General features: G+C 72.1%; 12 protein-coding genes. 7 read left to right on the top strand and 5 right to left on the bottom strand.

Going from position 1 to position 12,754, the window contains the following annotated elements; all coding sequences use genetic code 11:
• The first annotated feature begins 58 nt into the window (after positions 1-58).
• The 5 genes from STRNI_RS32660 to STRNI_RS32640 all read left to right on the top strand — a co-directional run bounded on the left by STRNI_RS32660 (position 59) and on the right by STRNI_RS32640 (position 4,533).
• A complete protein-coding gene (locus tag STRNI_RS32660; RefSeq protein ID WP_277412522.1) occupies positions 59-469 on the top strand; it encodes a YidH family protein in 411 nt (136 codons plus the stop codon).
• A 3-nt stretch (positions 470-472) separates the two neighbouring features.
• Complete coding sequence (locus STRNI_RS32655; RefSeq protein WP_266450082.1) at positions 473-832, top strand: DUF202 domain-containing protein; 360 nt, start codon at positions 473-475, stop codon at positions 830-832.
• Between the two features lie 145 nt (positions 833-977).
• Positions 978-2,036 (top strand): MBL fold metallo-hydrolase, encoded by a 1,059-nt coding sequence (locus STRNI_RS32650; protein ID WP_277412521.1) that lies wholly within the window; start codon positions 978-980, stop codon positions 2,034-2,036.
• Positions 2,037-2,222: 186 nt separating this feature from the next.
• Complete coding sequence (locus tag STRNI_RS32645) at positions 2,223-3,275, top strand: phosphotransferase family protein (RefSeq protein WP_159490085.1); 1,053 nt, start codon at positions 2,223-2,225, stop codon at positions 3,273-3,275.
• A 7-nt stretch (positions 3,276-3,282) separates the two neighbouring features.
• Positions 3,283-4,533 (top strand): acyl-CoA dehydrogenase family protein, encoded by a 1,251-nt coding sequence (locus tag STRNI_RS32640; protein WP_018087840.1) that lies wholly within the window; start codon positions 3,283-3,285, stop codon positions 4,531-4,533.
• Between the two features lie 163 nt (positions 4,534-4,696).
• Here the strand turns inward: STRNI_RS32640 and STRNI_RS32635 are convergent, their stop codons facing one another.
• The 4 genes from STRNI_RS32635 to STRNI_RS32620 all read right to left on the bottom strand — a co-directional run bounded on the left by STRNI_RS32635 (position 4,697) and on the right by STRNI_RS32620 (position 8,725).
• Complete coding sequence (locus tag STRNI_RS32635) at positions 4,697-5,317, bottom strand: class I SAM-dependent methyltransferase (protein ID WP_018087841.1); 621 nt, start codon at positions 5,315-5,317, stop codon at positions 4,697-4,699.
• Positions 5,318-5,554: 237 nt separating this feature from the next.
• The gene (locus STRNI_RS32630) at positions 5,555-6,160 is read right to left on the bottom strand and encodes a TetR/AcrR family transcriptional regulator (protein ID WP_093647893.1); all 606 of its coding nucleotides are present in this window, start codon (positions 6,158-6,160) and stop codon (positions 5,555-5,557) included.
• 26 nt (positions 6,161-6,186) lie between these two features.
• Complete coding sequence (locus STRNI_RS32625; RefSeq protein ID WP_277412520.1) at positions 6,187-7,848, bottom strand: AMP-binding protein; 1,662 nt, start codon at positions 7,846-7,848, stop codon at positions 6,187-6,189.
• Between the two features lie 106 nt (positions 7,849-7,954).
• Entirely contained in the window at positions 7,955-8,725 is a 771-nt protein-coding gene (locus tag STRNI_RS32620) for an SDR family oxidoreductase (RefSeq protein WP_277412519.1), read from the bottom strand.
• 171 nt (positions 8,726-8,896) lie between these two features.
• Here STRNI_RS32620 and STRNI_RS32615 point away from each other — a divergent pair, with 171 nt between their 5' ends.
• Together STRNI_RS32615 and STRNI_RS32610 are read left to right on the top strand one after the other, a co-directional pair.
• Positions 8,897-10,174 carry an exo-beta-N-acetylmuramidase NamZ family protein gene (locus STRNI_RS32615; RefSeq protein ID WP_277412518.1) on the top strand — a complete coding sequence of 426 codons (1,278 nt, stop codon included), beginning with the start codon at positions 8,897-8,899 and terminating at the stop codon, positions 10,172-10,174.
• A 104-nt stretch (positions 10,175-10,278) separates the two neighbouring features.
• Positions 10,279-11,610: an MFS transporter gene (locus tag STRNI_RS32610; RefSeq protein ID WP_229838447.1), complete on the top strand. Its 1,332-nt coding sequence runs from the start codon at positions 10,279-10,281 to the stop codon at positions 11,608-11,610.
• Positions 11,611-11,631: 21 nt separating this feature from the next.
• Here STRNI_RS32610 and STRNI_RS32605 read toward each other — a convergent pair whose 3' ends face one another.
• Entirely contained in the window at positions 11,632-12,654 is a 1,023-nt protein-coding gene (locus STRNI_RS32605; protein WP_018087847.1) for a LysR family transcriptional regulator, read from the bottom strand.
• Between the last annotated feature and the right edge of the window lie 100 nt (positions 12,655-12,754).

The raw sequence follows: 12,754 nt of genomic DNA, 5'->3' as shown, positions 1-12,754 counted from the left end.
GGACCGGACGGGAGCCGGGGCCGGTACGAGGGGCCGGACGGACCCTGGGGTTTCGGCCATGATCCCCTCCGGTGGACTGCGGTCGGTCGGCGCGGCCGTACGGCTGTGGATCTCGCCCGCGCGGGTCCACGAGGAGGGGGTGACCCCCGACTACCGCTTCTCGCTCGCCAATGAGCGCACCTTTCTCGCCTGGCTGCGGACCGGGCTGGCGCTGGTCGGCGGCGGTTTCGCGGTGGACCAGTTCCTTCCCCGGCTGCACGAGACGCTGCGGCTGACCTTCACCGTCATCCTGCTGGTGGGCGGTGCGCTGTGTGCGCTGCGGGCGGTCAACCACTGGGTGCGCTGTGAGCGTGCGATGCGGCGCGGCGAGGATCTGCCGGTCACCCGCTTCCCCAGCGCGCTGGCGCTGGGGGTCGGTGTCCTGGCGGTGGCGATGGTCGTGCTGGTGCTGCTGGGCCGGACCGACTAGCCGATGGCCGACGGACCGCTGCCGGGCGCGGGAGCGCCGCGTCCGGTTTCCGACCGGGACCCCGGGCTGCAGCCGGAGCGGACCCGGCTGGCGTGGCGGCGTACCACGCTGTCGGCCACCGTGATGGCGGTGCTGGCCGGCCGCCAGCTGCTGCGGAGCGACGCCCCGGGGCCGGTCGAGGTGGTGCTGGCGGTCCTGATGGGGCTGCTGTGGATGGCCTTCGTGGTCCTTGCCCACCGCCGGATGCAGGCGATGGCCGCCGGCCGCCCGCCGGCGCTGCCCCCGCGGACCGTACTGCTGCTGGTCGGCTGCACCCTGGCGCTGGCGCTGTGCGGCGCGGTGATCCTGATGCCGGGGCACTGACGCCGGGGCACTGACGCGGGGGACGGCGCGCCCCGGGGGCGGGCGGCGGAGGTACCGTGACACGACCCTCGCACTCACCGGGCGGGCCCCGTGCCCGGCCCGGCAGCGGGGAAGTGACGGGCCATCGGACGAAGGGCACACCCGCATGGACGACGCGACGGCACCGCGCAAGGCGGCGCGGACCTCGGCCACACCGTCGGCGGCACGGAGCACCGGCCCCGGCGCGACCGGGCCGGACGCCACGGAACCGCCCGGCGCCGGGACCCCCGCGGCCCCGCCGCCCGCGGCCGGGTCCCCCGTCCCCGAGCCCTACCTCACCGAACTGGCCGCCGGAGTCCATGCGTTCATCCAGCCGGACGGCGGCTGGTGTCTGAACAACGCGGGCTTCGTCACCGATGGGGACGCCACCCTGGTCGTGGACACCGCCGCCACCGAGCGCCGGGCGCGCCTGCTGCGGCGGCGGATCGCGGAGAGCGGCGCCCCGGCGCCCCGCACCGTGGTCAACACCCATCACCACGGCGACCACACCTACGGCAACGGTGTCTTCGCGCCCGAGGCGACGGTGATCGGGCACGCCTCCTGCCGCCGCGAACTGCTGGCCGCCGGCCATCAACTCCACGCCGTCTGGCCGGAGGTGGAGTACGGCGACATCCGCCTCACCCCGCCCGAGGTCACCTACACCGACGAGCTGACCCTGCACGTCGGCGAGATCGAGGTCCGGCTGATCCACCCGGGCGTCGCGCACACCACCGGCGACACCGTCGTCTGGCTGCCCCGCGAGCGCATCGTCTTCGCCGGCGATCTGGTCTTCCACGGCGGCACACCGTTCCTCCTCATGGGGTCGCTGGCCGGCTCGCTGCGCGCGGTGCGGACGCTGCGGGCCCTGGACGCGGTCACCGTCGTCCCCGGGCACGGTCCGGTGACCGGCCCCGAGGTCTACGACGGGATCGAGCGCTATCTCCGGTTCGTCGGCCGGCTGGCGCAGGAGGGCCGGGCGGCCGGGCGCACCCCGCTGGAGACGGCCCAGGAGGCGGATCTCGGCCCGTTCGCCGAGCTGGCCGAGAGCGAGCGGCTGGTGGCGAATCTGCACCGGGCCTACGCGGAGCTGGCCGGCGCCGCCCCGGGCGTCCCGCTCGACCCGATGGCCGCATTCGCCGATATGGCGGTGCTGAACGGCGGAGTGCCGATGTCCTGTCACGCCTGAGCCGGGCCCGTGGTCCGGGAGAGGAACCGGGCGGTGTGGTCCACGAGGGGCAGGCCGGGGCTTCCGGTACGGCGGAAAACCTTCGCGTGACCGACGCCCCACGCTCCGGCACTGGACGCCATACCGACTAGTCGGCATGATCGTGCCAGCGACCGATGGACCGTCCACTCCGTACGGAGGAGCACGATGAGCAAGGGCACCCCTCCCCCGCAGGACCGGGACCGGGAGGACCCTCCCGGCCTCGACCTGGCACGATTGCGTGAGCACCTCGACCGCGAGCGGCCGGGGCTGGCCGGCGGCCCGCTGCGCGCGCAGCTGATCGAGGGCGGGCGGTCCAATCTCACCTACCGCGTCACCGACGGCGCCACCTCCTGGGTCGTCCGCCGGCCGCCGCTCGGCCATGTGCTGGCCACCGCCCACGACATGCAGCGCGAGCACCGCGTCATCAGCGCGCTGCACGAGACACCGGTACCGGTGCCCGAGGCGCTGCTGCTGTGTGCGGACGAGTCGGTCATCGGCGCGCCCTTCTATGTGATGGAGCTGGTCGAGGGCACCCCGTACCGCACCGCCGGGCAGCTCGCGCCGCTCGGCCCGGAGCGCACCCGCGCCGTGGTGCTGTCCCTGGTCGACACGCTCGTGGAGCTGCACGCGGTGGAGCCGGAGGCGGTCGGACTCGGTGACTTCGGCCGCCCCGACGGTTTCCTGGAGCGCCAACTGCGGCGCTGGGGCAAGCAGTTGACCGCGTCGAAGAACCGCGAGCTGCCGGGCATCGACGAGCTGCACGAGGCACTGGGCCGGGCGCTGCCCGCCTCGCCCGCGCCGGCCGTCGTGCACGGCGACTACCGCCTCGACAACGTCCTGATCGGGGCCGACGACACCCTCAAGGCCGTCCTCGACTGGGAGATGTCCACGCTCGGGGACCCGCTGACCGACCTCGGGCTGCTGGCGATGTACAGCACGGACCTGAATCTGCCCGGCTCACCGGTCAGCACCACCAGCGGCGCCCCCGGACACCCCGCACCGGCCGAGCTGATCGAGCGCTATGCCGCCCGGTCCGGGCGGGACACCTCCGCCATCGCCTGGTACACGGCGTTCGCCTGGTTCAAGCTCGCCGTGATCCTCGAAGGCATCCACTACCGCTTCACGCTCGGCCAGACCGTCGGCGCCGGGTTCGACCGGATCGGCGAGCTCGTCCCCGTCTTCATCGACAGCGGACTCACCACCCTCAAGGAAGGCTGAGGCACCCATGGACTTCGCATTCGACGCCCGCACGGAGGAGCTCCGCGAGAAGCTCCTGACCTTCATGGACGAGCATGTCCACCCGGCCGAGCAGACCGCCCATGAGCAGCGGGCCGCGCTCGCCTCGCCGTGGGACACCCCGCCGATCGTCGAGGAGCTGAAGGCCGAGGCCCGTAAGCAGGGACTGTGGAACCTCTTCCTTCCCGACGAGGAGTACGGTGCCGGGCTGACGAACCTCCAGTACGCGCCGCTGGCCGAAATCACCGGCCACAGCCCGCAGTTGGCGCCCACCGCGCTGAACTGTGCGGCGCCGGACACCGGCAACATGGAGGTGCTGACGCAGTTCGGCAGCGAGGCGCAGAAGAAGCAGTGGCTGGAGCCGCTGCTGGCGGGCGAGATCCGCTCGGCGTTCGCGATGACCGAGCCGGAGGTGGCCTCGTCGGACGCCACGAACATCGAGACCCACATCGCGCGGGATGATGGGGGCACCTCCCGCTCGAGCGGAGCCGAGAGTGGGGGAGACTACGTCATCAACGGGCGTAAGTGGTACATCTCCGGCGCGATGAACCCGCTGTGCCAGATCTTCATCGTGATGGGCAAGACCGACCCGGACGGTCCGGACCTGCGCCGCCAGCAGTCGATGATCCTGGTGCCCCGGGACACCCCCGGTGTCGAGGTCAAGCGGGCGATGCAGGTCTACGGCTACGAGGACCACTGGCACGGTGGCCACGCCGAGGTGATCTTCCATGACGTACGGGTGCCGGCGAGCAGTCTGATCGGCGAGGAGGGCGGCGGTTTCGCCATCGCGCAGGCCCGGCTGGGCCCGGGCCGGATCCACCACTGCATGCGGCTGATCGGGATGGCCGAGCGCGCCATCGAGCTGATGTGCCGCCGCGCGGTGACGCGTACGGCGTTCGGCAAGCCGCTGGCCCAGCAGGGCGTGGTCCAGGAGTGGATCGCGGACGCCCGGGTGGCGGTGGAGCAGCTGCGGCTGCTGGTGCTCAAGACCGCCTGGCTGATGGACACCGTCGGCAACAAGGGCGCGCACACCGAGATCCAGTCCATCAAGATCGCCACCCCGCGCACCGTCGTGGACATCCTCGACAAGGCGGTCCAGCTGCACGGTGCGGGCGGCGTCAGCCAGGACTTCCCGCTGGCCGAGCTGTGGGCCGGGGCCCGCACGCTGAAGCTGGCGGACGGCCCGGACGAGGTGCACCAACGGTCGCTGGCGCGCCGGGAGTTGAAGCGCTACCTGTAGAACGTGCCCGACGGCCGGAGCCGGAGCCGGCCGGCCGCCGTCGACGGAACCCGGGCGCCGGCACCCCGGTCAAGGGTGTGGCGCCCGGGACCGTACGGGCGAGGCGGTGACGCCCGGCCCGCCGAGCGCCGGAGGGCGTCGCCCGGTGGACGTGAGCGCGATCTCACGCCGCCTGAACGGGGGCACTGACCGGCGCCAGGTGATGCACCCGGGCCGGCGGCAGGTTGCCCAGCACCAGTTCCGTACGGAAGGTGTGCCGGTCCAATATCCGGCGCAGGGTGTTCTGCCCGTCGAGGACGTGTTCACGGGCCGCTCGCCCGGTGAACGTGCGGCGCATCCTCGCCCCTCCCACATAGCCGAAGAAGGACAGGGTGCCGCCGGGCTTCAGGGCCCCGAGCAGCCGGTCGAAGATGTCCGCGGTCGTCGGTGCGTCGAAGTTGGCGAACGGCAGACCGCAGACGATCGTGTCGTAGGTGCCGAGGTCATGGTCCTGCACCAGGCCGGTGCGGAACCGCAGCCGCGGGTCGCCGCCGTAGGCACCTTGCAGCAGGTCGACGAAGCGCGGGTTGGCCTCGACCAGGTCGAGGGTGTCCAGCCGGCCGAGCGAGCCGGCGATATGGCGGGTCACCGCCCCGGTGCCCGGCCCCACCTCAAGGACCGTGCGGGCGCTGCCGGGGCTGGGGATCACATAGCGGGTGAGGGCCCTGCCGAGCCGGGGGCCGCTGGGAGCGATCGCCCCCACCTCCCGGCTCGTCCGTGCGTACTCCCGGAGAAACAGTGTCACTTCAGGCAAAGGGCACCCACATCGGTAGCTATCAGTACTATCCGCACCTTAAGTTACGGGTCCCGGATGAGGACAGCCCCTGACCGCGACCGCCCCTGAGTCTCATCGCCCCGGGGCGCATGCCCACTGGTCTTGCTCGCAATCCAACAAATTCCCGGGGATGCGGTCAAGCCCCGGTGGGCCCGGGTGCCGGGCGGCGCCGGGGTGCGGCCCGGCGCCGCACCCCAACGTAGTGGCTCACGGCCGCAAGGCGCGCAGCAGCAGATCGGCGAGGTGGTCCGCGACCTGCTGCGGGCTGAGCGGCCCGTTCTCGCGGTACCAGGTGCCCAGGTGGTGCACGGAGCCGAAGTGGTAGTCCACGACGAGGTCGGCGGGGATGTCCGCGGCGAACACGCCGGTGCGCTGGCCCTCCTCGATCAGCGCCCGGAACCGCTCGTGGTACCGCCGCCGCTCGGCGCGTACCTGCTTGTCCTTCTCCGGTGCGAGGTGGTGCATCGAGCGGAAGAAGATCTTGGTGTCGTCGAGGTTCTCGATGGTGGTGACGACGACATCGGCGGCGGCGTCCCGCAGCCGCTGCTCCACCGGCGCGTCGGCGTCCGCGAAGTGGTCCAGCCGCTCCTGCTGGAGCCGCAGGACCCGGCCGTAGACCTCGTGCAGCAGATCGTCCTTGGAGCCGAAGTAGTGGTAGAGGGCGCCCTTGGTCACGCCCGCCGCATCGACGATCTCCTGGACGGAGGTGCGGTCATAGCCCTGCTCCGCGAAGAGCCTGGTGGCGGTGGCCAGCAGCCGCTGGGCCACCGGCTTCGCACCGCCGTTGCCATTGCCGTCCTTCGTGCCGGCCATCGCCCTCACCTGTCCTTCGTGCTTAGTCATGCGCGGTGGCGCAGCTCCCGTCGGAGGATCTTGCCACTCGTGGTCTTCGGAAGCTCGGCCAGGATCTCCACCGCACGGGGATATTTGTACGCCGCCAGCCGTTCCTTGCAGTAGGCGGCCAGCTCGGCGGGTTCCGTGGAGGCGCCGGGCCGCAGGCTGACGTACGCCTTCACCGACTCGCCGCGGTAGGCGTCGGGCACACCGACCACCGCCGCCTCGCGCACCGCCGGGTGGCTGTAGAGGACGTCCTCGACCTCGCGGGGCCACACCTTGAAGCCGGAGGCGTTGATCATGTCCTTCTTGCGGTCGACGACATAGAGCCAGCCGTCGCTGTCCATGAAGCCGATGTCACCGGTCCGCAGCTCGCCGTCCGGCAGGCCCTCGGCGGTGGCGTCGGGGCGGCGCCAGTAGCCGGGGACGACCTGGGGGCCGCGGACCGCGATCTCGCCCTGCTCGCCGAACGGCAGGTCCCGGCCGTCCTCGCCGATGATCCGGACGACGGTGTCGGGGCCGGGGACACCGACGGCGAGCGTGCCGGAGACCTTGTCGACCGGCGCCTCCCTGCCCGGCGGGACGCTGGCGCAGGGCGCGGTGCACTCGGTCAGTCCGTAGCCGTTGTGGACATATGGCCCGAAACCGGTACGGAACTTCTCGACGAGAGCGGGCGGCAGCGGCGCACCGCCGGAGGACATGGTCCGGAAGGACGCGAAGTGGTCGCGGGTGACCTCGGGGTGGGCCATCAGCGCCATATAGGCGGTCGAGGGGCCGACCGTGTAGGCGGGGCGGTGCTCCAGGAAGGCATCCAGGACGACACCCGCCTCGAAGCGGTAGGCGAGCACCAGGGTGCCCTGGTTGGCGATACAGGCCGCCAGCTGGCAGACCATGCCGGTGATGTGGAAGAGCGGGGCGAGCGCGAAGTAGGAGGCGCCTTCGGGGAGACCCAGGCCGGTGCGCTGGCGCTCGGCGTTGTAGGTGATGTTGCCGTGGGTGTTGGTGGCGCCCTTGGGCGTGCCGCTGGTGCCGGAGGTGTAGCTGATCAGCGCGAGGTCGTCAGCGGTGAGCTCGGGGTCGTCGGGCGCCACCCGTATCTTCCCGGCCGTGCGGGCGACGGTCAGCAGATCGTCGGCGTCCTGCTGCGGCCCGAGCCGCTCGCCGTGCAGCACCCGCTGGTCGTCGCGGGTCTGCAGATCCCGCTCGTGGGCGGTGAGCACGATCCGTACGGACGGCGCCCCGGCGGCGGTGACGCGCAGAAAACTGTCCCAGGTGCGGTCCGCGCAGATGACGGCGGAAACCTCCGCATCGTCCAGGATGTGCCGCATTTCGGCGGACTTGTACATGGGGTTGACGGGCACCACCACGCCTCCCGCCTTCCACACGCCGAGCAGGGCGAGCACGAAGTGCGGGGTGTTCTGCAGCATGACCGCGGCCCGGTCGCCGCGCCGGAAGCCGCGCTCGGTGAGGTGGGCGGCGACGCCGTCGGAGAGCGCGTCGGTCTCGGCGTAGGTCAGCCGGCCGTCGAAGTAGGCGAGGGCCGTACGGTCGGGGACCCGGCCCACCGCCGCCCGGAAGGCGTGCAGCGTCGAGGGGGGCGGCTGCACGGGGGCGCGCTGGGCATCGGTGAGCTGTGCCAGCCACGGCTTGTCCTGGTAGGAGGTCATCGAGGTGCGGCCCTTTCTTCCTGATCGCCTGATCATCCCTGCGGGGAAACGGCTGGGGTGAGGCGGGGTGGCGGACCGGGCCCGGCCGGGCGGCCACCCCGCCCGTCTAGGAGCGGCCCTCGGCCTGCTCCAGCTTCTGCTGCAGGTGGTTCATCCCGCCGAGCCAGCGGTCGGGTTCGGCGGCGCGCGCGGTGTAGTAGTCCGCGACCTCCGCATGCGGCAGGACCAGGAAGCGGCCCTCCGCCATGGCCGCGAAGAGCGCCTCGGCGACGTCCTCGGGCTCCACGGCGGTGGGGGTGAGCACGAGGTCCCCGGCGGCGCCGGTCGCGGCCAGCATGTCGGTGCGGACGCCCTGGGGGCAGATGGCGTGGACGTCGATGCCGCGGTGCCGGTAGGTCAGCGAGAGCCACTCGGCGAAGGCGTACGCACCGTGCTTGGTGACGCTGTACGGGGCGGCGGCGACCATGGTGAGCAGACCGGCGGCGGACACCGTGGCGATGAAGCGGCCGCTGCCGCGCTCCAGCCACTCGGGCACCAGCTCACGGGCGGCCCGGACGTGTGCCATGACATTGACGTCCCAGGCCAGCGCCCAGTCCTCCTCGGGCGCATCGGGCCCGCCGCCGGTGCCGACCCCGGCGTTGGCGCAGAAGATGTCGATACCGCCGCCGAGCGCCTCGCGGGCCGCCGGGACGACGGTGGAGGCGTCACCGGCGACCGCGACCGCCCCGATCTCGTCGGCGGTCCGCTTCGCCTTCGCCTCGTCCAGATCGTTGACCACGACCCGGGCGCCCTCGGCGGCGAACCGGCGGGCCAGCGCGGCACCGATCCCCCCGCCCGCCCCGGTCACGACAACGGTCTTGTCCCGTACGGCTGCCACGCTGGATCTCCCTCGGTCGGGTCGGTTCGGCTGACGGCAGACTAACCAGTCGGTATGTCCTGACGGAAGAGTCCTTTCCGCCTTCGGCCCGCCCCATTCCGGGATCCCACCGGCCCGGCTAGCGTGCGCACGACACGGACCCGGTTGATTCCTGATCACGGAGGTGTGCGGATGGCTCTGTCGAGACGCGTTCTGCTCGGGCAACTGGCGGCGACCGGAGCGGCCGGTGCGGCCCTGGCCGCGGGGGCCGGGCCCGCCCGTGCCGCGCAGCCGGCGCACGGCGGCGGGCGGCGGGTGCACACCGGCTTCGACCGGCTGGCCGCCGACGGCTACCGCCTCCTGACCGGCCGGCGGGTCGGCATCGTCACCAACCCCACCGGCGTCACCCGGGAGTTGCGGCACATCGTGGATGTGATGCACGCCGACGACCGGGTGCGGCTGACCGCCGTCTTCGGCCCCGAGCACGGCTTCCGGGGCACCGCACAGGCAGGCGGCTCCGAGGGCCGCTACGACGATCCGGCCACCGGACTGCCCGTCTACGACACCTACAACAAGAGCGGCAAAGCACTCGCCGACATCTTCACCGCCTCCGGTGTGGACACCGTCGTCTTCGACATCCAGGACGTCGGCGCCCGCTTCTACACCTACATCTGGACGCTGTACGACTGCATGGTGGCCGCGGTCCTGGCCGGCAAGCGCTTCATGGTCCTCGACCGGCCGAACCCGGTCACCGGCCGCTCGGCCACCGGCCCGGTGCTCGACAAGGCGTATGCCTCGTTCGTCGGCCGGGAGCCGATCGCGCAGACGCACGGGATGACCGTGGCGGAGCTGGCGCTGCTGTTCAACGGCGAGTTCGTCCCCGAGGCCGCCGGGCGCCCGGTGGAGCTGGAAACGGTCCGCATGACCGGCTGGCGACGCACCGACTTCTACGACGCCACCGGGCTGCCCTGGGTCCCCCCGAGCCCCAACATGCCCACCCCCGACACCGCCCTCGTCTACTCCGGCACCTGCCTCTTCGAGGGCACCAACCTCTCCGAGGGACGCGGCACCACCCGCCCCTTCGAGCTGCTGGGCGCCGACGGCATCGACCGGCGCTGGGCCGCGGCCGCCACCGAACTGGCCCTGCCCGGTGTGCACTTCAGGGAGGCCTACTTCGCCCCCACCTTCTCCAAGTTCCAGGGCAAGACGATCGGCGGCGTCCAACTGCACGTCCACGACCGCGCGGCCTTCGACCCGGTACGCACCGGCATCGGCCTCCTGGTGACCGCGAAACGGGTCTGGCCGGGCTTCACCTGGCGCCCGGACCATGGCATCGACCGCCTCACCGGCTCGTCGGCGGTACGGACGATGATCGACGCGGGCGCCGGACCGGACGAGATCGTGGCCGCCTGGCAGGAGGGCCTGAAGGGCTTCCGTACGGTGCGGCGGCGGTATCTGCGGTACCCGTAAGGGCGTTGGGCCGGTCGCGGCCCGGGGCCTGTCCCGGTCCCAGGAACCGGGACAGGCCGTCTCGCCTCTTGACTGGGCCCTACACCGAGCCGGAAAGTGCGCTGGTGAGCAGTGACGCGACAGCAGCGCAGACAACGGCCGGGGCGCCGACGAAGACCGACGGGACCAGCGGCGGCGAGAGCCTGCGCCGGGTGGCGGTGGCCTCGTTCATCGGGACGGCCATCGAGTTCTACGACTTCTACATCTACGGGACGGCCGCCGCGCTCGTCCTCAACCAGGCGTTCTTCCCGACGCTCGATCCGGTCAACGCCACCCTCGCGTCCTTCTCCACCTATGCGGTGGCATTCGCCGCGCGGCCGCTCGGCTCGATGATTTTCGGCCACTTCGGCGACCGGGTGGGCCGTAAGTCCGTCCTGGTCGCGTCACTGCTGCTGATGGGGCTGTCGACGGCCTTCGTCGGGCTGCTCCCGGGCTACGGGACATGGGGCATCTGGGCGCCGCTGCTGCTGATCGCGCTGCGTTTTCTGCAGGGCATCGGGCTGGGCGGGGAGTGGGGCGGTGCCGCGCTGCTCGCGGTCGAGCATGCGCCGCGCCGGCGCCGCGGGTTGTATGCGGCGTTCCCCCAACTCGGCCCGTCCGTGGGGTTCCTGGCGGCGACCGGGGTCTTCTGGCTGCTGTCGTCCGGGCTCGACGACGCGGCGTTCCGCTCGTGGGGCTGGCGGGTGCCGTTCCTGCTGTCGTTCCTGCTGGTCGGCGTCGGGCTGTTCGTACGCCTGAAGATCAGTGAGACGCCGGTGTTCACCAAGGTGCTGGACGCCCAGGAGGCGAGCAAGGTCCCCACCGTCGAGGTACTGCGCCGGCATCCGCGCGAACTGCTGCTGGGCGCGGGCGGGATGATCGTCGCCTACGGCCTCTTCTACACCGCGACGACCTACTGCCTCTCCTACGCCACCGGCACCCTCGGCATCTCCCGCAACACCATGCTGGGGCTCTCCCTCGTCGCCTGCCTCTTCCTGGCGGCCGGCACCTGGCTCGCCGCCACCCGCTCCGACGGCGCCGGCCGCCGCACCCTGATCCTCGCCGGCACCGTCCTCTCGGCGGTGTGGGGCCTGGTGCTCTTCCCGCTGCTGGACACCGGACAGCCGGTGCTGATCGCCCTCGGCATCGGCGGCGCGCTGTTCTGCATGGGTGTGGTGTACGGCCCGATGGGCGCCTATCTGCCGGAGCTGTTCAGCGCGCGGGTGCGGTACTCGGGCGCCTCACTGGCCTACAACCTGGGCGGAGTCCTGGGCGGCGCGGTGGCTCCGCTGGTCGCCACCCGGCTCCAGTCGGCGTACGGCTCGGCGTCGGTGGGCTGGTACGTCAGCGCGATGGCGGTCGTCTCGCTGCTGTGCGTCCTGGCACTGCCGGAGACCCGGGAGCGGGACCTCGTCTGAGGCTCCGGCGGCCCCGCGCGCTCACGAGCTCAGCCACCACCGCCCGCTCTCCCGGGACAGCGCGTCCCACAGGAGGTTCAGGGGGTGGCCGGGGGCGTAGGAGTCCCGCTCGCCGCGGCGGGTGAAGACGCCGACCAGCACCTCGGTCCTGGGGCCCACCTCGCCGACGAGCTCCAGGGTGCGCAGCCCGCCGGCCTCCGGGAGGCGGCCGTCCGCTGCCGCCTCCCCGATGCCCCGGGTGACCAGCATCGCCCCGCTCACCACCCCGGACCGCAGCAGCTCGAAGCCGTAGTGCGCGGCCTCGATCTCGGCCGCGATGGAGAGCTTCTGCCGGTATTCGGGGCCGTACCAGGCGGTCAGGAAGCGGCCGATCAGACCGCGCGCCGAGACGACCAGCGGCAGCCGGGGCAGGTCCCGGGCGCCGAAGGAGGTGCCCGGGAGCCGCTCCGGCGGCAGATTCGTCAGCAGGGAGAGCCCGCTGCGCCGCCACTCCATGACCTCGTACGGAGCCAGCAGCTCCGCTTCGTCGGCCTCGGTGACCACCACGCTGCCGCAGACCAGGTCGAGTTCCTTGGAGCGCAGTTTGGTGAAGAGGTCGCCGGTGCGGACATGGGTGACCTTCAGCTCGACGTCGTCGCGCTCATAGTCCTCGGTGACCCGTTCCACCGCGTCCAGCAGAAAGCCGAGCGTATAGCGGGTGGTGCCGACCGAGAGCGTCCGGCCGAGCCGGCGGCGGGCATCGTGCACACCGTCCGTCCACTCCCCCAGTGTGCGCCGTGCCAGCTCGACGAGCGCCTCCCCGGTCGCGGTGAACAGGGCATCCCTCCCCCGCCCCTGCTTGAGGACCAGCTCCTCGCCGCACAGCGCGGCGAAGGTGCGGTTCATGGTGTCCAGTTGCTTCTGCACGCTGGACTGCTCGCGGCCCAGCCGGCGCGCGGCGCCCAGCGCGGTGCCCGCCTCGTGGACGACGATCAGTGTGCGCAGCTGGTCCATGGTGGTGTCCAGCAGCTCCGTCGGATACTGCTGCGGACCTGACAAGGCCATGCCTCGCTTTCCCATCCCCTGGAGTTCAGAACCCTGCAGCATACCCCCAAGGGAAAGCCACCCCGAGGGCAGCCGGGGCGCCCGGCACGGGAGTTGAAGC

This window comes from Streptomyces nigrescens, from assembly GCF_027626975.1.
Classification (GTDB): Bacteria; Actinomycetota; Actinomycetes; order Streptomycetales; family Streptomycetaceae; genus Streptomyces; species Streptomyces nigrescens.
Note: the sequence above shows the minus strand (reverse complement) of the source record. Positions and strands in the feature narration are given on the sequence as shown.